Source organism: Candidatus Zixiibacteriota bacterium (assembly GCA_014728145.1).
In the GTDB taxonomy this organism is placed as follows: Bacteria; Zixibacteria; MSB-5A5; order JAABVY01; family JAABVY01; genus WJMC01.
Genome location: WJMC01000254.1, coordinates 1 through 20320 on the forward strand (window position 1 = coordinate 1; position 20320 = coordinate 20320).

Consider the following 20320-nt stretch of genomic DNA (forward strand, 5'->3'; position numbering starts at 1 on the left):
ATCACCTTCAGTCCCGGGAAGGACCTCGAAGGAGTGAACGGATAACCGGTCTGGTAGGCCCAGATAACCGACAGGGTCCACCAGTTCGGAATCCTGAAACCAAACAGTTCCGGCTTATCGGTTTTCGACACACCCAGCTGGAGAGAGAATTTCATCTGATGGGTAGCGTCCCAGTTAAGCGGGAACTCGCGAATCGGTATATCATTCTGGTAGAAATTATCGAAATAGTTCGATGACTGCGATGAGCTCTTGCCGTAGGCGAATTGATAAGTGTAAGCGATATCACCGCCGACATAGTTACCCATCTGCTTTTTCAACTCGATCTCCATGCCTCGTGTGCGAGCATAGTCGGAGTTCTCGTATTCCGATCTTGAATACGGACCGTAATTCACTACTTCGGAGTTGACCAGACCGAACAGGTCGTTGTAGAAGCCTGCGATATCGAGAATGTAGTCGTTGGAAAGCGTATACTTCACACCGAACTCATACATGATGTTCTGTTTGAAGTCCAAGTTAGCGTTTCCGACGATACCGGCCGCGCTCGAAGCCTGCGTGGCCCGGCGATACATATACTGATACTCCGGAAGCTGATAGAAATGACCGTAGTTAAAATAAACCTTGGCTTTCTCGGTAATCGGATAACTGATACCGATTCGAGGTGAAATCTTGGTCCGGTCATCCTGGAGAGCGACCGAAACGATATCTTCCTCGATCTGCTGATCTGCATTGTCCGACTGGATGAAGAAGTCAGCACGAACACCGAGACGCGCGATCAGTGAACCGAACTCGAGCTTGAACTGAGTGAACAACGCGCCCTGGTATGGGAAACGGCTGTAGAAATCACGGAAAATACCGCGTTCCGGATAGGGACCGCCGTCCGGATCACCATCGTAGGGGCGGTACGGATACTGGAGGTCGGCCATATGCAGTTCGTTGTACTTGATCTGGAAACCGGACTTGTTTTCCAGTTCCGGGATCAGCTGTTTGGTCAGTTTAAAATCGAGTGTGTTGATCACACTTCGTCGATTGTGATAAACCGCCCACTGGTCGTAGCCAGTGTCGAAAAAGCCGTCTGCCGGATCCCATTTGCCATTATGGTTCAAGTCGACATACGGTTCACCGAATTCGTAGCGGCCATTGGGAGCATCGTAAAGACCGTTGCCATTTAGATCCTTGTATGGCACACCCGGAGTCCAGGGTGAATTGGGTCCGTCATAGCGGGCGTTACGATTCTTATCCATATTGAGCGACGCATCGGACGACGGAATAAATTTGTCGATTCCACGATCATATATACCATTGTTATTTACATCGATAAACGGCTCGCCAAGATTGATATCGCCGTCGGTATACGGTTCCGGGTTGTCGACATTGACCGCAAAACCTCGATCGGCATCATAGCGCCCATTGTTGTTGGTGTCCCAATACAGAAAATCGCCGGCATCCCACTGGCCGTCACCATCGAGATCGACAAACGGTTCACCGTCAGCATTATCGATAATACCATCGCCGTCCCAATCCCAGTAGGTGGTATCGTAACCGCCCTGCGAACCCCAAAAATCCGCGGCATTCCAGTACAGGAGCCCGAGGTCTTCGTAGAAGGTTCCACCCATAGCATCGCCCTGGGTATACTGAGGACCTCCGTTGGGAAGCAGGAATACCGTGTCGCCGGCGACATTGATAAACGGCTCGGGAGCGTCGTAACGGCCGTTGTTGTCGTAGTCAATGTAATACTCCCAATCGGTGTAGAGCAGGTAATCATCCGGATACATGCCCCGCCCCGGCGCCAATCTGCTGTCGGGAAGCGTGAAGTAGGTCTTCTCATAACGGGAAAGAATTACTTCGTAGAATGTCGACTGGTCGATCTGATGGTTGAAAGTGAAGCTCATCAGATGCGATTCTTCTTCGGTGTATGCTTCATTGAAGGGAACATAACGGTAGTCCCATGAAGCACGGGTGTAATGATTGTAGTATTCCCACTGGCCGGTATAGTTCAAAATCATCCTGATACCGGGGGTGGGATTGTACGACAATTTAGTCTGGAAATTGAAAGTGTTGTACTGGCGGTCATTGAAAGTGATACCCAGAAATTCACGTGTCTGGTAGTCACGTCGATGCAGGTTGGGAGCGTACTCATTGAAGTCCAGGTACCCTGTATTCTTGGTGACGTCAAGGTTGATAAAATAAGCCAGCTTGTCTTCCAAAAAGTCAAGTCCCAATGCCGGCAACACTCTCTGCGAGAACAACGGTTCCGGGCCACTCAGGTTGAAGGCAACTCTATCATAGTCAAACGAGTAAGTATTCAACTCGGGTGCGCGGAAATTATCGGTCCAGTACTCGAACCTTCCGCTTGTCAGCTGTACACTGCCCTCACGGGTTGCAACTCGGACCACACCGGTCATCACACTGCCGTACTCGGCATCGAAACCGGCCTTGATGACCTGCACCTCTTCCAGAGCGTTGGAGGTCAGGTTGATACCGACATCGGTAGCGCCCTGTCCGCCGAGAGGGTCGCGTGTCTCCACACCGTCAACGATGTATGAAACCTCACCGGCGCGACCTCCGCGGATATGGATTTCACCGTTGCGGTTGACCACACCTACCTGTGTGGTCAGGATCTGGTCGACGTTATCGACAGGCATCTGCTTGATTTCTTCCGAAGTCACACTGCGGATATTCTGGACCTCGCCGAGACGGATCTCATCACGCTTGGCTGTAATAACCTGCTCTTCTTCTTCCAGAACAGTTTCCTCCATCTCGATCGTGCCCAGCCTGAAAGTTTTATCCGTCAATACCACAACATCTTTGATGGTCACGTTTTTGTAACCGATCAATCGCACAACGACATCATAGGTCTTGGGCGGAATGTTGAGGATAATGAAGGAACCATCCGGCTTGGTCATAGCCCCGATCTTGGTGCCTTTGAGGACCACCGAAACACCGGGCATCCCCTCACCGGTTTTCTTATCCACAATTTTACCTGTTATCTTCCCTGTCAAACCCGCCTGGGCGACAGCAGGAAGCAAAATTAAAATAGTCAGTGCCACCAAAATCCAGGAAAACCTTTTGGCAACCATCATTTGCTAACCTCCTGTATAAAAAGTGTTATTAATACCCTGATTGTGAAACAAATTATTACTATTCGCGTAAACGAAGGTAAACTGATTCAATGCCATCCTAAAAGTCCATTGCACGGGCATTTGAGCATAGCTGTCCTGCCACATTAAAGTACGTAATTAAGGCACATGAGAGCCCGCTTGTCAAGGGCTTTTTAAGCATTTAAACTACCTAATAATATATACTTGAGAACGAGATTTCTGTTTGACCCGGCGACCTTTTTATTCCTCCAGAAGAGGCGCTTCAATTTGCCTGATCCGGTCACACTTTCTCGACTTCAGGGCGGTCTCAAAAGCGTCCTGCATCTGGTCTTCAGATGGCAGACTGCCGGTCATCTCTACAACCGAGGTCAGGCTATCGAGAAGTTCATGTGAACTGCGCAATCCCAAAAAGTAGCGAAAGTCATCGAGATCTGCTGGTTGCACGCGCAGAGATGACTGCACCAGGTATCTGTCGCGCCCCACGAACATTGCGATACCGGCAATCTTTTTGCCATCGGCTACGAGCTCATAGGGAGTCGCACTCAGAAAGCAGGGAAGCTTGCCGATCCCCGAACGCAGAGAAGGCGCCAGCCTCGTTCCCCTTGCTAAATTTACTTTTATATTCAAGTTGTCAAAGAACCCGACCAGCAGGTCCGCGAAATCTTCGTAAATCTGCAGAGAACCTGCAGTTCCCGACTGACCGCTTTCAAGCGGTGCCGCGCATGAAATACAGATATCACCTTTATGGAATATGGCCCTGCCACCGGTAGGCCTCATCACGAAGTCAATTCCATCGCGCTCGACCGTGTCGAGGCAGAGAACTTTTGCAGGCGTTTGATTCTTGCCGAGCGAAATCGCGGGAGGCTCCCAACTGTATATACGCCAGTACGAATTGTTTTCGCCTGAGCCCACAATCTTCAGCAGGTTACGGTCGAGTTGCATATTGTCCACCGCGCTCCGCCGAAAAGTTATCAACTCGCCACAGATATTACGCTTCACGATTATATTCGTTTAATATATATTTTCAAAAACCGTGCCAAATCCCAGCCACAGAACGCATCTTTTAAGAACTGAATTTACAACAACTTAGAGGAAACCGCAAGAATCATTGAAGTTTTTTCACAAAAGTCCTTATCGCAAAAACTGCGACCAAAGCGGGATTGTTTTCATTCGCAGTTATAAGCTCAACTCTTGCAACAAAAAAAGCCCGACGCAGGTATTGCGACGGGCTCAATGAAATCTAATGCTGTTTTAATCTTTTTGAATCTGGTAGTCCTTGATTTTCAACCTCAGAGTAGATTCCGGAATACCCAGCATATTGGCCGCATGTTTTTTGACCCAGCGGTTTTTACGCAGGGCTTCGGTGATATATTTCTTTTCGAACAGGGCGATGTAATCATAGAGCGTGAAATCGGATTCGAATTGTTCGATTTCAGGCAGGTCGACACTTTTTTTAGAGGATCCCTGCTTGAAAAACTTGCGCGACAGGAGCTCTTTTGTGATTACCTTCGAATCACCAGCCAGCAGTACCAGCTTCTTGATCTCGTTGTCGAGTTCACGGACATTGCCCGGCCATGAGAAATTGATGAAAGCCTGGCGAACATCAGAAGATATCCTGACTTTCGAACCGGACTTTTTGAGAAAATGATCTATCAGAAGCGGGATATCATCTCGCCTCTCACGCAAAGGCGGAATCCGGATGGTCATCGCCGAAAGCCGGTAATACAAATCCTGGCGGAAATGCTTTTCTTTCATCATCTCCTTGAGATCGCGGTTGGTTGCAGAAAGGATACGCACATCGACCTTGCGACCGCGTGTGTCACCCAACCGGACAACTTCCTGGTCTTCGATCACCCGCAACAGCTTGGCCTGAAGCGCCATCGGCATCTCCCCGATCTCATCGAGGAAAAACGTTCCACCGTGAGCTTCTTCAAACAAGCCGGCACGGTCGCGGTCGGCACCTGTGAATGCGCCTTTTTTATAACCGAACAGTTCGCTTTCCAGAAGGGTCTCCGGCAAAGCCGCGCAATTGACGGAGATGAAACGCTTGTCCCTGCGGACCGAATTGTAATGAATCGTCTTGGCCAGAAGATCCTTACCGGACCCGGTTTCGCCTTGAATACAGACCGAGATGGGCGAATCCTTGACCTGGATCACACGTTCCAGCATCTTCAGCATGGTCTGACTACCGGTGACTATATTGGGAAAGGCGCAACTGTTTTCGAGTTGCGAACGAAGCCTGAGATTGTCTTCCTCGAGAGAACTCTTTTCGCTTTCGATAGCCCGGAATGCCAGAAGATCGGCAAAAGCCAGGGAGATATTCAATTCGGTCTTTCCAAAATAATCGCCTTTTTTATCGTCATCGTAATCCTTCTGCAGATAGATTACGGCCGACTTGCGGGCACCCAGATCGATCGGGATCAGGATCATGCTGGAGACATCGCTGTATGACTCAAACAGAGCTGAACTGCCGTTGGAAGATGAATACGGCAGTGTAATATAAAATGGACGGAAGCGACCATCGTCGATACCGGCATATCTCATGATATCGGTCAACTGCGGCAGAAGCTCGGAGTCGAACTCATGCCCGGCCAGCATCCTGAAATCACGGCTGTCGAGGTCATATATTCCGACCAGTGCGCGATCGGCATCGACCCGCTTCGATAGAAAGCGCAGGTTCTCGATCAAATCAGCTTTCCTGAGAGTTTGATATTCGGAAGGATCGAGAATCTTACGCACCAGGTTGTATTCGTTTTCTTCGCTGACGGCATGATCGATCATCGCCTTTTCAATTCTCCTGCGGAGACCGTGCACACCCGCCAGGTCGTCTTCATAGCCCGATTTTTCGAAGTAGCGACCGGCCCGCGTGACCACTTCAAAGGCGCGATCGAAATCACCGGCCCGACAAGACAGGTCGGCTGACACCAAATCGGCCACGGCGCGGTAATATGAGTTGCCGATTTCATCGAAAATTCGGCGTGCCTCATTAAGATGACGCTGACACCATCTCAACCGGCTGTCGTCTTTTGAAGAGACCTCGATCCCTGCAAATGCCAGGTGGGTTCGTGCGACTTCGTACTTGTCAGAAACTTTTTGCAAAAATGCTTCAGCCCGGGAGAAGTAATCCTCTTCGTCGTCTTTCAGATCATGATTGAGGGAAACCAGGGCCAGGACCTTGAGGCATCCCGCTTCCTCAACTGTTTCGCCGATATTGCGCGCGATTTCGAGCCCCAGGCTGGCGTCCTGGTAAGCCTTTTTGTAATTCTTCAAGACCAGGTAAACTTCCGCCCGACGCCTGAGTGTCTGTGAACGAAGAGTGTTGTAGGCAGTGCTCTTCTCGGCCATGCGAATCGCCATGTCGTAGTTCTTAAGGGCCTGATCGAACTCATTGAACTCAGCGTGATAATCACCCAGGTACTCATACAGAATACCTTCCTCACGCTTGAGAACGTTTACTTCCAGCAGGTTCTTGACTTCCGCGAAGCAATCCTGGCAGAGCTTGCGATCACGCTTACGGATACCAATATATCCCAGTGATAGGAGGTTTCTGATCAGTGAAGAGACCACTTCGTGACGACGATTGTGGGCGATACAGTCGCGCAGGATATCTTCGGCCCGATCGAGATCGCCCGAGAGTATATAAACACGTGCGAGGTTACCGTAATAGCGATAAACGCTGATTTCGGCCTGGAGATCATCTTTGGCGGTCGCCTTGAAGCTGTCGATGGTATTTTCGAGATACCTGGCCGACTCCACATAATCGCCCTGGATAAACTTGATATGAGCGAGCCGGTTGTAACAATAGAAAATACCGCACTTATCTCGAATCCTTCGCCAGGTAGCCAGGCTGTCACGGGTAAATTGTTCGGCCTGTTCGACATTACCCATACTGATAAAGATCTTTGCGATCAATTGCTGGAGATTGCCGATTTTCTTATTGTCGGATGAGGATCGGTAATAATCGAACGAAGCCTGAGCCTTACTGAGCGCTTCGTCATATGCGAGCTCAGCCGCCAGAACCAGTGCCTCATAATAATCCAATTCGGCACGAATCTGAGCCGTCGGATGCGTATGACCCGCCCGGATAGAGCCAAACAGCTCCTTTGCCCTTTCCAGCTTGCCCTGGTAAATCAAAGATTCGACTTGTGCCAGTCTATCCAGGTCAACCTTATGCTTGTTCGAGAGGTCAGATTTCATGATACTCGTTCAGTTAAAGATTTAATTGCTTGTACAGACCAAACGATTTCTTGCCTGCGTCTGTTGACTTCTCAGCCTTCTCATAAGTTCTGCTTTCAGGTCGCTCCTGAGGCTTGTCACCGACCGGATCGCGGAACAGCCTGAGGAACCAATCCCAGAAACTGCCGCCATCGTCGACATCATCCTCATCACCACTGCCATTCTTGGTGCCGGAATTACCATTCAGGGACTGATGACTGGTGTCGACAAACTTGTTGTCATCCCAGGGATGGTCGAGGGCAAACCCCTCCGTGGACATCAAGAGGCAAAAGACAAGAGCAAGCAGAACAAGGCCGCCTAACCTTGCACGTTTCATTTATCTACCTCCGTAAAAGATTTACGAAAAACTTAGTCAAGTTAAAGAGGGTCGGAATAACGGGATACACCTTCCCACTTTCAAAAAATGTATTTTATATGTATTGTCAAGTACTTTTTGATTCTGTCGCACAACAGCTTGCCCCACAAAAGAATATATGTGTTGTGCTGAGAACGGCATAGGCGCAGTTTCTGCGCTGGGTTTCATAGGTTATAACACACACCACAAAAAAAAGTGCCGGGATTTGTTTAGATCCCGGCATTTTTATCAGATAACCTGGTTTTCTCGCAGTTTCGCGAAGAGTTTGTCGGCGAGTTCCTCGGGGGTTTCACCTTCGATGATTTCTCCAGCTGGTCGAGGCGGGGGATTTTCCGCTTTGTCAAAATTGGAACTCGACTTTTCGCCGACCTTGGCCTGGTCGAGACCTATATCAGCCGCGCTGAGGTTTTCAATCGTGGCTTTCTTGGCCTTCATTTTGCCTTTTAATGATGGCAGGCGGGGTTCATTGATTTCCTTGACAACCGAAACCACAGCCGGCAAGGTCAACTCGACCACGTCGTGACCATCCTCGGTCGTCCGTTCGAGCGTAATCGCTGAATCACCGATTTCACTGATCTTGCGTACGAACATCGCCTGAGCAATCCCGAGTCTGCCTGCCAGCGCGGCCGGGACCATGGCATCATCGCTGTCGATCGCCTGCTTACCGCCCAGGACCAGATCGAATTCGCCGATCTTATTGATCGCGGCCGCCAGGATCGCCCCGACAGCCTGGTTGTCAGATCCCTCAAAGGTCGGATCAGAAACCAGCACAGCCTTGTCGACACCGAGTGAGAGTGCCTCGCGCAGGGCGACTTCGCTCTCTTTGCCACCGACCGAAACAGCCGTAACAGTACCGCCATGCTGTTCCTTGATCTTGAGAGCTTCTTCGATAGCATAAGAATCGAACGGATTAATAACTCCGGGTCCTTTAGGAAGTACAACTTCACCTTTATCCTGATCGACATTGACCAGGGCTATTTCCGGAACCTGCTTGACAATCACTATTGTATTCACATTTCCTCCAGTCTATCATAGAAGTCTTTCTGTTCGTTAACTAATTTTTCGAGTTTACGCAAGCCTTTTCGAGCGGCATGTTGCTCGGCTTCTTTTTTTGACATCCCCGAACCGGTGCCCAGACGCTGGCCATTGATATATACACCCACGGTAAACTTCTTGCGGTGATCGGGACCCTCGGTTTTGAGAATTTCATAACGGGGCGAGATGGCCGCGTCAGCCTGTGTCCGTTCCAGAAGCTCACCCTTGTAATTGCGCAATGACTGGTCATTCAAAATTTCCTCCATATGGGCCAGGAAATGAGATGAAATAAACCTGCGTACAGAGCGGATACCGCCGTCGAGATAGATCGCGCCGATAATAGCCTCGAGACAATCGGCGATAATCGAGTTGCGTTCCCGTCCACCGGCCAGTTCCTCCTCGCGGGAGAGCCTGACATACCTGTTGAGCTCTATCTCACGCGAGATCCTGGCCAGGGTATGAACGTTGACAAGATGCGCCTTGGTAGTGGTCAGCTCACCCTCTTCCATCGGTTCGAAGCGCTTGAAGAGTTCCTCGGCGATGATCATCCCCAAGACCGAGTCGCCCAGAAATTCAAGCCGTTCGTAGGATGGAAAAGGTGCCCGTGGTTCGGTCTGAGTGTAAGAACGATGAGATAAAGCTTCAGCCAAAAGCTCGAGCTGTTTAAAGCGATGCCCGAGCTTCTTCTGAATTCTTCTGAATGTCTTGCGATTGTAAAAGTGGGAGGGTACTTTCGAACCTAAGCCGAAAAAGTTCAAGCTCAACCTCCCTTGTAAAGTTTATTCGAAACGCTTCAGGACCAGACTGACATTGTGACCGCCGAAACCGAATGAGTTCGAGACGGCTATATCGATATTGTAATCACGGCCCTCGTTGGCTACGTAGTCGAGGTCGCACTCCGGATCGGGATTGTCCAGGTTCACTGTCGGATGCAGGTAGTTGTTTTTCATCTGCAAACAGACAGCCGCGACCTCTATCGCGCCGGCTCCGCCCAGAAGGTGACCTACCATCGATTTAGTCGAGTTGGCCGGAATCTTACCGGCTCTATCTCCAAAGACAGTCTTGATCGCCAGTGTTTCGGCGATATCACCCAAACCGGTCGAGGTACCATGAGTGTTGATGTAATTTATATCCTCCGGTTGTAAACGAGCTGACCTGATAGCCGCCTTCATGGCCCGCGCGGCTCCTTCACCTCCCGGTGAGGGGGCGGTGATATGATGAGCATCGCAGGAAAGACCCGCCCCGATCACTTCAGCGTATATTTTCGCTCCACGATTTTGGGCATGTTCCAGTGATTCGAGTACCACCGTACAACTTCCCTCGGCTATCACGAAACCGTCGCGGTCTTTGTCAAACGGTCGCGAGGCTCGTTCCGGCTCATCGTTGCGTGTGCTTAAAGCCTTGGCGGAACAGAAACCCGCGAAAGATGCGGGAGATATTGCCGCCTCTGCACCTCCGCTCACAACCACGTCGGCATCACCGCGTTCGATCGTATGAAGCGAGGCCGCGATCGAGTTCGAGGACGATGCGCAGGCTGAAACAGTGGCGTAGTTGGGTCCCTTGAGGTTGTACTTGAGCGCGATCATACCGGAGGTCATATCCGGGATCATCATTGGGATAAAGAAGGGTGATACCCTTCTGGGTCCTTTGGCAATCAGTGTCCTGATCTGATCCTCGAAAGTGATTATACCGCCAATCCCGGAAGCATAGATACACCCGATCCTGTCGGGGTCCTCCTTCTTTAGATCGAGGGCCGCATCCTTCAACGCCAGATCAGCCGAGCCGATCGAGTATTGTTGCACCAGGTCGGTGCGACGGGCTTCCTTTTTCTCCATGTAATCGGTGATTTCAAAGTCCGGTACTTCCCCGGCGACCTTTGAGGTGTAATCCTCGATTTCAAAGCGCGTCACCCGCCTTATCCCGGATTTGCCGCTTTTTAGTCCGTTCCAAAACTTCTCCTCGCCTGTTCCCAGGGGAGAAACTATCCCCAGCCCGGTTATTACACAGCGTCTTGGTTCCATGTTCACTCGGAAATATGGTTTTGGATGTAATCTGTTGCTTCACCGACGGAAGTCAGCTTCTCAGCTTCTTCATCCGGGATCTCCATCCCGAATTCCTCTTCCAGGGCCATCACCAGCTCGACTGTATCGAGCGAATCGGCACCCAGATCGTCGACAAATTTTGCCTCGGGAGTGACCTGTTCGGGATTTACTCCAAGCTGCTCTACTATGATCTCCCTGACTTTTGACTCGACTGACATCAAAACCTCCTGTTTATTTTACATTCCAATAATTATCACATCAACAATCCGCCGTCGACCTGGATGACCTGGCCGGTAATATAAGAAGCCAGATCTGAGGCCAGGAACAGGGCGGTATCCGCGATATCCTCGGGTGTCCCGGGACGTTTTAGCGGTATATTATCCAGAAACGCCTGCCGGGCCGCCTCCGGCAGACTTTCAGTCATCTCAGTCTCGATGTATCCTGGGGCAATCGCGTTGACAGTCACACCCCTCGAAGCCAGTTCTTTGGCCGATGACTTGGTCAAGCCTATCAAGCCTGCCTTGGAAGCAGAGTAGTTAGCCTGACCGGCGTTACCCATGAGCCCGACAACTGAGGAAATATTTATAATTCGTCCGGATCGTTGTTTGAGCATAATCCTGGCGGCCGACTGAGTGGCCAGAAAAGCACCCTTGAGGTTGACTTTCAAGACGAAATCCCAGTCCTCCTCCTTCATACGCATAAGCAGGGTATCGCGGGTGACACCGGCATTATTCACCAGAACATCGACCGAACCAAAATGCTCCTTAGTCTTGTTCATCAGTTCAGATATCTGCTCCGGGTCGGATACATCGCAGACCACAGAGATAACTTCCCCATGTTTTTGCAATGCGGACTTGGCCTTACTTAATAGTTCTTCACTTATATCCGAAAGCACGAGATGGGCACCTTGCTTGATGAATCGCTTAGCAATTTCAAATCCGATCCCGCGACCGGCACCGGTCACTACCGCTGTCTTTTTGTCGAGCATCATTGCTTATCCGCCCCCGCTGAAACTGAATCCAAAAACTTCTGCATATCCTCGAGATGATCGATATTTTCTATCTGAACTCCTTTGAGGGTTCGCTTGATCAGCCCCGAGAGAACTTTGCCGGGTCCTATTTCGACAAACCTGGTAACACCTTCAGAGTGCATCTTCTCGAGTGACTGACGCCATAAAACAGGAGAGGTAATCTGTTTTATGAGAAGCTCGCGCAGTTTATCCGGATCGCTTTGCGGCTCGGCTTCGACATTGGTGACTACATCAATCCGCGCTGGTTTGAACTCGATCTCAGCGAGGACTTCCGCGAGCGGTTCACCGGCCGGCTCCATCAAAGGTGAATGAAACGCGCCGCCTACTTTCAGGGGCAGAGCTTTTTTGGCGCCGAAATCTTTGGCAACCGCGACTGTTTTTTCTATCGCGGAACGGTCACCTGAGAGAGCTACCTGTCCGGGTGAATTGAAGTTGGCAGGTTGAATAATTCCAGCTTTCGATGCTTCCTCGAGAAGCTTTTCGAGATTTTCGCCCTCGCATCCGATCAGGGCGGCCATAGTGCCGTCTTTGGCATCGCAGGCTTTCTGCATCAGGCGACTGCGCTCCCGGACCGCCAAAACCGCGTCATCGAAAGACAGCACACCGGCGGCGTACAAAGCGGAAAACTCACCCAGTGAATGACCGGCGACAAACCGTGGCTTTTCCGGCAACTCGTCCATCTTGGCGAGTACCACCAGTGAATGAACCAGTATCGCCGGCTGGGTATAGGCAGTCTGGGTTAATTTCTCCATCGGCCCGTTAAAGGACACATCCGCCAGGTCATATTCGAGGATGTCCGAAGCGCGTTGATAGAGTTCCTTCACGGTCGGGGAGGAATCATAAAAGTCCTTGCCCATGCCGACATACTGTGAAGCCTGTCCTGGAAATAGAAAAGCTGTTTCTCTCATATTCTTCTCACCCAAATTTCGAATTATTTAACAATTAATGGCATCTTTGTCAATCCAAATCTAAATCTCGATTTGAAATCCAGCTTTTTATCGAGCGTGAAATTTGATCAATGCAGGCGCAAAAATCAGGCTCGTATCATGTCTTAACCTCGGTCCAGGCTCACCATTTGACCAGAGCCGCTCCCCAGGTCAATCCGCCCCCGAAAGCGACCATCAGGACAACATCGCTGTCTTTAATAAGTCCTTTGCGCCTGGCATCATCCAGAGCCAGGGGAACCGAGGCGGCGGAAGTGTTGCCGACTTTTTCGATATTGTAATATACTTTGTCGCGTTCAATTTTCAATCTCCTGGCGACGCCGTCGATAATACGTATGTTTGCCTGGTGTGGAATCAGCCAGTCAATCTGGTTGACCGTCAGATTAGATTTGCGCAACGCAACCCGGGCGGCATCGCACATGGCGCGCACTGCCAGCTTAAAGATCTCGTTTCCCTGCATATGTATATAGCGACCGCTGGCATTGACATTATCACTTGTGAAAGGTTCTGCCACTCCCCCCACAGGAACCCATAGAAGTTCTTTTTTGGTGCCGTCGGAATTCAGATACGATCCTAAAACTCCCCGGTGGCTGGCTTCATATTTTTTCTCGATCACGGCCGCCCCGGCACCGTCGCCAAACAGCACGCATGTGGAGCGATCGCTGAAATCCAACAGGTGGGTAAGCTTTTCTGCCCCGACCACCAGGATTCTTTCGTACTCATCGGCAATCATCATGGCTCGCCCGATATTGAGAGCGTGTATAAAACCCGCGCAGGCGGCGGCAATATCGAATGCGGCCGAATTTACAGCACCGAGTCTGGCCTGGATCAATGTCGCGGTGGATGGCAGGCTGTAATCGGGAGTGATTGTACCGACAACAATCATATCTATTTCAGCCGGGTCGCAGCCGGAGTCCTCAATCGCGCGGCTGGCGGCCTGGTATGCCATATCCGCAGTAGTTTCACCCTTTGCGGCGTAGTGCCTGTTTCTGATACCGGTCCGGCTGACGATCCATTCGTCGGAAGTATCGAGTGTCTTCTCGAAATCGAAATTGGAAACTTTTTTTTCGGGGATATAGCTTCCGGTTCCGGTTATTACCGCGTTGATGTGTTCACTCAAGGCTTAACTTTCTCCAGAACGGCTGACTCGGTCAATTTAGAGCGAATATGGTCGTTGACCGACTTTTTAACCATGCGTGAAGCCATCTTGATCGCGTTTTTGATCGCCCTTGGAGAGGAAGAACCATGACATATAATCATCACGCCATTGACTCCCAAAAGGGGAGCTCCGCCGTAGTGAGAATAGTCGAACATATTTCTCATACGCATCAGAAAGGGCGCCATCAAAAACGCGCCGATCCGTGAGAACAGGTTTGACGACACCTGGCGCTTGACTTTGCTGAACAGAAATGGCTTGATAGATTCACCGAACTTCAGAAGCACATTACCGGTAAAACCGTCAGTGACAATCACGTCAGCGGTCCCGCGCAGGATATCATTGCCTTCTATATTGCCAATAAAATTCAGCGACGACTCTTCGAAGAATTTATATGCCTGAATAGTAGAGGTGTTACCCTTGATTTTTTCTTCGCCGATCGAAAGCAGGCCGACACGCGGCTTTTTGATCTGATTGACATAGGAACAGTATATCGAACCCATCTGGCCGAACTGGAACAGCTGGACCGGCGGGGTATTGACATTGGCCCCGACATCCAGCATGAAAGCGTCCCGTTCACCTGCGGTTGGAAACGAGGTAGCAATGGCCGGTCGGGCGACTCCTTCGAGAGTGCCCAGTGTCAGCACTCCGCGCGCCATAAAAACCCCGGTCGAACCAGCCGAAACGACCGCGTCAACTTCACCCTCCTTGTGCATCTGGAGAGCCACAGCCAGAGAGGAATTGCGCTTTTTCATCCCTCGGCTGACCGGTTCATCCATCTCGACCACGTCGGGAGCGTCCACGAACTCGATAGAAACTTCACGGATTTTGCGACGTTTCTTCTTGTAACTTAAAATAAGTGAATCCCAGGCCTCTACCAGAACCTGCCGACGCCCGATGACATAGATCTTGAGGCCGTTTTCGGTATTGTCCTGGAGGTACTCGAAGGCTCCCCGCAGGATCACCTTGGGACCCAGATCGGATCCCATCGCATCCACTGCAATTTTTAAATTCCGTTTCAATTATGCCCTTTAGTCAGTTGCAGGATTGATGATTTCACGGCCATTGTAATAGCCGCAGTGCGGACATATGTGATGGGGCAGTTTTTTTTCGCCACAATTATCACAGGCGGTCATACTGGGCACATCCAGTTTCCAGTGTGTCCGGCGTTTGCGACCGCGGGTCTTTGAATGTCTTCTCTTCGGTAATGCCATTATAAACTCCTGAAGATCAGTTTTGCTTTCTGGTCAATTCTTTTAACTTTATCCAGCGTGGATCGATTTTTTCATCATCGCATTCGCAGGAGTGCTCATTTTTATTTACCCCGCAATTAGGACAGATACCAGCGCAGTCTTCACTGCAGAGTGGTTTCATCCCGGTTTGCAGGATCACCTCCTCGCGCAACAGTGGCGCCAGGTCAAATTCGGTCGTCGTATTTGGCAGGTAATAGTAATCATCAGTATCCTCGTACTCATCAGATTCGGCAATTTCTTGATCAACAAGATTCAGCACGAAAACGAGCTTGTCCGAGAAAACCCTGTCAAACTCTTCGGCACAACGGGCGCAAACCAGGCGCACCGGCACAGAAAAACGCCCCTTGAAAACAACCTGTTCCTTGATGCGGTTTACATCCGCCTCTAATTCGAGCTTTCCGGCAATGGTGACTCCCTCGTAATTGAGTTCGAATTCATCCGCAGGCAACTCGAATTGTTTGTGAGCTACACCCTCTTTCAGATTTTTTAAGTCCAGAATCATAGCCATAAGCCTAATATTTTACTATTTTCCTAAGTACTGTCAAGTGATTTATATTAAGCAAAGGTAAGAGAATCCTGATTTTATCCTTGTTTTCGCCCCGATTTTAGCTTTTGCCCGAAATATCCGTCCAAAACAGAATTCCGCGCAGTCATTTACCAGATTGAACCGAGTGTCCGTCGGTTTGTTCCCATTACCGAATGTATTCCGGTTGAGGCGGTATCCGGGAACTTTTCTTCACGGTTGCCTGTATATAGTTTGGAAATTAAATGTTGACACTGTTTGATTGGGTATTATCATTAATCGAGGAGCGTGAATGAACCGCGTTAAGACAGTCTTATTTCTAACTGTACTGACAGTCCTGTTTCTGATAATCGGGGGATGGCTGGGCGGTCGCAACGGCATGATGATCGCCTTTGTGTTTGCCCTGGTTATGAATTTTGGCTCGTACTGGTTTTCAGACAAGATCGTCCTTGCCATGTATCGCGCCCAGAAGCTCGATACCGATTCTAACCATCGACTGGTCAGGATTGTCCGCGACCTGAGCACCCGTGCGGGTTTGCCGATGCCCCGGGTTTATATCATACCCAAACCTTCCCCGAACGCGTTCGCTACCGGCAGAAATCCCAAACATGCCGCGGTGGCCGCCACCCAGGGGATTCTGGATATTCTCGACGATGATGAGCTCGAGGGAGTTATGGCGCATGAGCTGTCACATGTTCGCCATTATGATATCCTGATTGGTTCGATCGCGGCTACTATTGCGGGAGCTATTTCAATGATGGCCATGATGGCACGCTGGGCGGCCTTTTTCGGCGGTTACGGCGGTTCCAGCGATAACCGTGGCGGAGGCAACATCATCGGATTACTGGCAATGAGCATCCTGGCCCCGATCGCCGCAATTCTGGTCCAGAGCGCGATTTCCCGTTCCCGTGAGTATATGGCCGACAAAGGTGGTGCAGAGCTTTCGCATAAACCCCTGTCATTGGCCTCGGCCCTGGAGAAACTGCAACGCGCGGCACAGCGCAAGCCCATGGGCGCCAACCCGGCAACCGCGCATATGTTTATCGTCAATCCGCTTTCCGGTAAAGACCTGATGTCTTTATTCTCTACTCATCCGCCGATGGAAAAACGGGTTGCCAAATTGCGGAGCATGGCTCGTGGAATCTGATTCTGAGCAACCTCGAAAAACGAACCTGCGATATTCGGAGGTGGTAGCCGACGATGAGTGATTTTTTCTACCACCTCGCGATAATTATATTTCTACTTATCCTCAGTAGCCTGATTTCAACTTTCAAAAACGCAATCCTGCTCGCGCGAAAAAGCGAACTTGAAGATCGCCAAAAACAGGGTGACTTGAGGGCCGTAAAAGCTCTCAAGCTCGGTGACGATGAGGAACAGCTGGGCCTGACAGGCCAGATTCTCAACACCGTATTTTTTCTCTCGATAGCGGTCTTTGGAAGTTTCTTCTTTTGCGACGACATAAACCTTTTAATCAGGAGAATGGCCGGATCTGTACCGGAACAGATCTGCTCGATTGCCAGCCTGCTGGTTTTTATCTTTATCGCGGCCCCTGTCAACCTGCTCATGATCGAGACTCTGCCCCGCAAAATCGCTGAAAATGCGGGAGTTTCTCTGGCATTGACGGCTTCTCCGATGATGGCCCTGCTGGTTGGCATAACCTCGCCTTTCAGGTACCTGTTTGGAGCAATGACAGATTTGACAGCGCGCCTGGCACGTTCGCGCAGAGAGCAGAACCAAGATGGCGTAACCGAAGAGAAAATTATCGAGATGATCGATGAGGCAACGCAGGAGGGTGAATTCAGCAGAGCGGAGCAGGCACTGATCAAATCGGTTTTCGAATTTTCCGACACGACGGCGATGCAGTGTATGACCCCCCGGACGGATATCTCGGCAGTTTCGATTGAAGATCCGATCGAGAAAATAATGGCTTTTGTGCGTTCTGAGGGATACTCCCGTTACCCGGTCTACCGCGGGGATTTCGATCATATCATCGGGGTACTGTTTTCACGTGATATCGTCAACCTGCTTCTGGACAACAAACTGTTTACATTCCAGGACTTGATCCGCCCGGCTTATTTCGTACCCGACTCAAAAAAGGTATCTGAAGTGCTGGCGGATTTCCAGAGCAAGCAGGTACATATGGCGATCGTTCTGGATGAGTTCGGGGGCACAGCCGGGATCATCACGATCGAGGATATCATCGAGGAGATAGTCGGTGAAATCCAGGATGAGTACGACGAAGAGGAGGCGCTCTTCAAACGTCTCCGGCCAAACCTGGTCGAGGTCAACGCGCGCATGGATGTCGATGATTTCAACGAACGTTTCCAGTCGGATCTGCCCGAAGATCAGGCTGATACGATTGGCGGTTTGATCTTCACTGTGCTTGGAGAACTGCCTCTTATGAGACAGAGAATCAAAATTGACTCGATCGAATTCCAGGTGCTCGCGCTGGATGGCAACCGAATTGATAAAGTTCTGGCACGAAAACTGTTTAGTTCCGACGACAAACCCGGCGGTGATTAGCACAATTTAAAAAATAGTTATTGCCTGGACCGAAGCTTGGCTCTGATCCGGTCAGAAACCTTCTCTTTTAGTTCCGGGTCGCGGTCGAGCCTGCGTTTCACAATCGTCACGAAATCTTCAAGAACAGCTTCCAGCTCTAAATCATCATAAACCGAAAGACGGTCATCTGACAGGAAACGTGGTGTGGATTTAAAATGCGATATGACTTCACTCAGGCTGACCTCAGTATTCACTTCGTAGCGCCCTTCTTCTGCGGGTAATTTTCCCTTAACTGATTCGATCAAATGGTAAAGCAGGTATTCTTTGTCGGTATGATTTTTCGAAAGCTCCGCCAGGGTATGAAATAGCACCGTTTCGAATTCGCTTCCGAAGATTTCGATCACCTGTTTACGGCGATACCTGATTGTGCACATCAGGATATTGACAGCAATCTGATCGGAGTTCATGTAAACAAATAATGCTATCAGACGAGATTTCGCAACATGATTCTGACTATAAAAAAGGCCTCCCACAATATATGGAAGGCCTGCATGAGTATCTAATGATATTAGAGTTCAATCATATCGATCACGGTCACATCACCGTATTTCTGCAACTGCGGTTCGACATCCTCCCTTTTGCCAACCACAACGATCAGCATATTGTCGGGATCGATGTAGTTTTGAGCGACCTCCTGCACATCCTCGCGGGTTGTGCTCTCGATTCCCTGCAGGTAACGATTGTAATAATCCTCACCCAGTTCATACAGCAAAATCGTCTCGATGTAATTGGCGATATTGGCAGGTGTCTCGAACTGAAGCGGGATATAACCGGTGTAGAAAGACTGCGTATTGTCAAGCTCTTCCTCAGTTATCCGGGAATCTCTGATCTTCTCCAACTCAGCAAAAATAAGGTCAATCGCTTCTGCGGTCGATTCGTTTTTAGTGAAAGTAGTCACCTTGAAAGCGCCGGGATACCTGTTGTAATCGAATGAAGAACCGATTCCATAGGTCAGACCGCCTTCGCCACGAACCTCTTTTGTGAGACGGGAGGCAAACCCCCCGCCACCCAGGATGTAATTCATGACCCTCAGGCTGAAAGCATCCGGATTAAAGCGATCGATACCGCGATGTCCGATTGAGATATAAGACTGGGTGGCGTCCGGTTTGTCGATCAGGTAGATCTCGTAGCCGTTTATCGCGGGCATCGAAGGCAGATCGACAGTGACCGGAGTGCCGGCTTTCCACTTGCCGAAATACTCTTTGGCTTTATTAAAAATATCCTTCGGTTCAACATCGCCAACCACCAGAAGGAACCCGTCATTGGGGATGAAGTACTTATGGTAATATTCCTTGATATCATCAGAGGTCAGCATCAGCATCGTCTCGGAGTTGCCGATAAACGGCAGGCCATAGGGATGATCACCGTACAGGTAATGTGCGAACTGCTGATCGCGGATCGTGGTCGGATCGTTCTTCGACTGCTCGATCGCGCCCACGATCTGGTTTCTCAGACGCTCAACTTCTTCATCATCGAAGACCGGGTTGATACTGATATCTGACATCAGGTCGAACGCGATCTCGAGATGTTTGCTCAAAACGGTCGAGCTGACATAGAAGGCATCCTTATCAGCGCTGGCTCCGAGCCTTCCGCCGACGAAATCGATTTCCTCGGAAATCTCGTTGGCAGTCCGGCTGGTGGTGCCTTTGCGAAGAAGACCTGACATCAGGTTAGCCAGCCCGGCAGTTTCATCGTTTTCATAGATTGAGCCACCCGGGATGACCAGCTTCATTGTCACCACAGGAGTCTCGTGCTGTTCGATAACGTAGACATCCAGACCATTATCCAGGGAGGTCTTTTCGATTTCGGGCATCTCGATTTCCACCGCGCTGGCAGGAATAAAGGCCACGCACAAAAGTGCAATCCCGATATATAGTGTATACAGTCTCTTACTCATTATTTCACCTCTGTTTAAAACCCGATTTCCATTGCACCGGCCGATGATTCCGGCACGAGCGTAACCACAGTTCGTTTTCTTTCATCGAAATACTTCTTGGCAACTTCCATCACATCTTCAGCGGTCACTGCCATATACTTGTCGATCTCATCGAACATCAAAGTATAATCATCGAAAATTGTTTCATAG

The 20320-nt window shown here is 50.1% G+C and carries 18 protein-coding genes; 2 read left to right on the top strand and 16 right to left on the bottom strand.

Annotation, left to right across the window (positions count from 1 at the left end; translation table 11 throughout):
• From GF404_13860 to GF404_13925, 14 genes are all read right to left on the bottom strand, one after another.
• Window positions 1-3080: TonB-dependent receptor (locus GF404_13860; protein ID MBD3383260.1), on the bottom strand; the 3080-nt coding region annotated here is incomplete at its 3' end.
• A 258-nt stretch (window positions 3081-3338) separates the two neighbouring features.
• On the bottom strand, window positions 3339-4097 hold the full coding sequence (locus tag GF404_13865; protein ID MBD3383261.1) for a hypothetical protein: 759 nt from the start codon (window positions 4095-4097) through the stop codon (window positions 3339-3341).
• Between the two features lie 252 nt (window positions 4098-4349).
• Complete coding sequence (locus GF404_13870) at window positions 4350-7295, bottom strand: tetratricopeptide repeat protein (protein MBD3383262.1); 2946 nt, start codon at window positions 7293-7295, stop codon at window positions 4350-4352.
• 13 nt (window positions 7296-7308) lie between these two features.
• Entirely contained in the window at window positions 7309-7650 is a 342-nt protein-coding gene (locus GF404_13875; protein ID MBD3383263.1) for a hypothetical protein, read from the bottom strand.
• Window positions 7651-7917: 267 nt separating this feature from the next.
• Window positions 7918-8703 carry an electron transfer flavoprotein subunit beta gene (locus tag GF404_13880; GenBank protein ID MBD3383264.1) on the bottom strand — a complete coding sequence of 262 codons (786 nt, stop codon included), beginning with the start codon at window positions 8701-8703 and terminating at the stop codon, window positions 7918-7920.
• Window positions 8700-9488 carry a ribonuclease III gene (rnc, locus tag GF404_13885; protein MBD3383265.1) on the bottom strand — a complete coding sequence of 263 codons (789 nt, stop codon included), beginning with the start codon at window positions 9486-9488 and terminating at the stop codon, window positions 8700-8702. The genes GF404_13880 and rnc overlap by 4 nt, the downstream gene beginning before the upstream one ends.
• 15 nt (window positions 9489-9503) lie before the next feature.
• Window positions 9504-10745, bottom strand: a complete 1242-nt coding sequence (gene fabF / locus GF404_13890; protein MBD3383266.1) for a beta-ketoacyl-ACP synthase II — start codon at window positions 10743-10745, stop codon at window positions 9504-9506.
• A gap of 2 nt (window positions 10746-10747) precedes the next feature.
• On the bottom strand, window positions 10748-10984 hold the full coding sequence (gene acpP / locus GF404_13895) for an acyl carrier protein (GenBank protein MBD3383267.1): 237 nt from the start codon (window positions 10982-10984) through the stop codon (window positions 10748-10750).
• A 35-nt stretch (window positions 10985-11019) separates the two neighbouring features.
• A complete protein-coding gene (fabG, locus tag GF404_13900; protein MBD3383268.1) occupies window positions 11020-11757 on the bottom strand; it encodes a 3-oxoacyl-[acyl-carrier-protein] reductase in 738 nt (245 codons plus the stop codon).
• Window positions 11754-12704, bottom strand: coding sequence for an ACP S-malonyltransferase (fabD, locus tag GF404_13905; protein ID MBD3383269.1), 951 nt, complete (start codon window positions 12702-12704; stop codon window positions 11754-11756). The genes fabG and fabD overlap by 4 nt, the downstream gene beginning before the upstream one ends.
• Window positions 12705-12864: 160 nt before the next feature.
• Window positions 12865-13860 carry a beta-ketoacyl-ACP synthase III gene (gene fabH, locus GF404_13910; protein MBD3383270.1) on the bottom strand — a complete coding sequence of 332 codons (996 nt, stop codon included), beginning with the start codon at window positions 13858-13860 and terminating at the stop codon, window positions 12865-12867.
• Window positions 13857-14885, bottom strand: a complete 1029-nt coding sequence (plsX, locus tag GF404_13915) for a phosphate acyltransferase PlsX (GenBank protein MBD3383271.1) — start codon at window positions 14883-14885, stop codon at window positions 13857-13859. The genes fabH and plsX overlap by 4 nt, the downstream gene beginning before the upstream one ends.
• 42 nt (window positions 14886-14927) lie before the next feature.
• Window positions 14928-15110: a 50S ribosomal protein L32 gene (gene rpmF, locus GF404_13920; GenBank protein MBD3383272.1), complete on the bottom strand. Its 183-nt coding sequence runs from the start codon at window positions 15108-15110 to the stop codon at window positions 14928-14930.
• Between the two features lie 16 nt (window positions 15111-15126).
• A complete protein-coding gene (locus GF404_13925; protein ID MBD3383273.1) occupies window positions 15127-15657 on the bottom strand; it encodes a hypothetical protein in 531 nt (176 codons plus the stop codon).
• A 307-nt stretch (window positions 15658-15964) separates the two neighbouring features.
• Between GF404_13925 and htpX the strand changes: the two genes are divergently transcribed.
• Both htpX and GF404_13935 read left to right on the top strand, forming a co-directional pair.
• On the top strand, window positions 15965-16819 hold the full coding sequence (gene htpX, locus GF404_13930) for a zinc metalloprotease HtpX (protein ID MBD3383274.1): 855 nt from the start codon (window positions 15965-15967) through the stop codon (window positions 16817-16819).
• 53 nt (window positions 16820-16872) lie between these two features.
• Entirely contained in the window at window positions 16873-18195 is a 1323-nt protein-coding gene (locus GF404_13935; protein ID MBD3383275.1) for a DUF21 domain-containing protein, read from the top strand.
• A 17-nt stretch (window positions 18196-18212) separates the two neighbouring features.
• On the opposite strand, the gene GF404_13940 is transcribed toward GF404_13935, so the two are convergent.
• Window positions 18213-18641 carry a hypothetical protein gene (locus GF404_13940; protein ID MBD3383276.1) on the bottom strand — a complete coding sequence of 143 codons (429 nt, stop codon included), beginning with the start codon at window positions 18639-18641 and terminating at the stop codon, window positions 18213-18215.
• Between the two features lie 101 nt (window positions 18642-18742).
• A complete protein-coding gene (locus tag GF404_13945; GenBank protein ID MBD3383277.1) occupies window positions 18743-20131 on the bottom strand; it encodes a hypothetical protein in 1389 nt (462 codons plus the stop codon).
• Window positions 20132-20320 lie beyond the last annotated feature (189 nt).

What these genes read in the sequence shown, in the direction of transcription:
- GF404_13870 (MBD3383262.1), bottom strand. Translation starts at nt 7,295, where the DNA reads ATGAAATCTGACCTCTCGAACAAGCATAAGGTTGACCTGGATAGACTG.
- GF404_13875 (MBD3383263.1), bottom strand. Translation starts at nt 7,650, where the DNA reads ATGAAACGTGCAAGGTTAGGCGGCCTTGTTCTGCTTGCTCTTGTCTTT.
- fabF (MBD3383266.1), bottom strand. Translation starts at nt 10,745, where the DNA reads ATGGAACCAAGACGCTGTGTAATAACCGGGCTGGGGATAGTTTCTCCC.
- acpP (MBD3383267.1), bottom strand. Translation starts at nt 10,984, where the DNA reads ATGTCAGTCGAGTCAAAAGTCAGGGAGATCATAGTAGAGCAGCTTGGA.
- fabG (MBD3383268.1), bottom strand. Translation starts at nt 11,757, where the DNA reads ATGATGCTCGACAAAAAGACAGCGGTAGTGACCGGTGCCGGTCGCGGG.
- fabD (MBD3383269.1), bottom strand. Translation starts at nt 12,704, where the DNA reads ATGAGAGAAACAGCTTTTCTATTTCCAGGACAGGCTTCACAGTATGTC.
- plsX (MBD3383271.1), bottom strand. Translation starts at nt 14,885, where the DNA reads ATGGGATCCGATCTGGGTCCCAAGGTGATCCTGCGGGGAGCCTTCGAG.
- rpmF (MBD3383272.1), bottom strand. Translation starts at nt 15,110, where the DNA reads ATGGCATTACCGAAGAGAAGACATTCAAAGACCCGCGGTCGCAAACGC.
- GF404_13925 (MBD3383273.1), bottom strand. Translation starts at nt 15,657, where the DNA reads ATGGCTATGATTCTGGACTTAAAAAATCTGAAAGAGGGTGTAGCTCAC.
- htpX (MBD3383274.1), top strand. Translation starts at nt 15,965, where the DNA reads ATGAACCGCGTTAAGACAGTCTTATTTCTAACTGTACTGACAGTCCTG.
- GF404_13935 (MBD3383275.1), top strand. Translation starts at nt 16,873, where the DNA reads ATGAGTGATTTTTTCTACCACCTCGCGATAATTATATTTCTACTTATC.
- GF404_13940 (MBD3383276.1), bottom strand. Translation starts at nt 18,641, where the DNA reads ATGAACTCCGATCAGATTGCTGTCAATATCCTGATGTGCACAATCAGG.
- GF404_13945 (MBD3383277.1), bottom strand. Translation starts at nt 20,131, where the DNA reads ATGAGTAAGAGACTGTATACACTATATATCGGGATTGCACTTTTGTGC.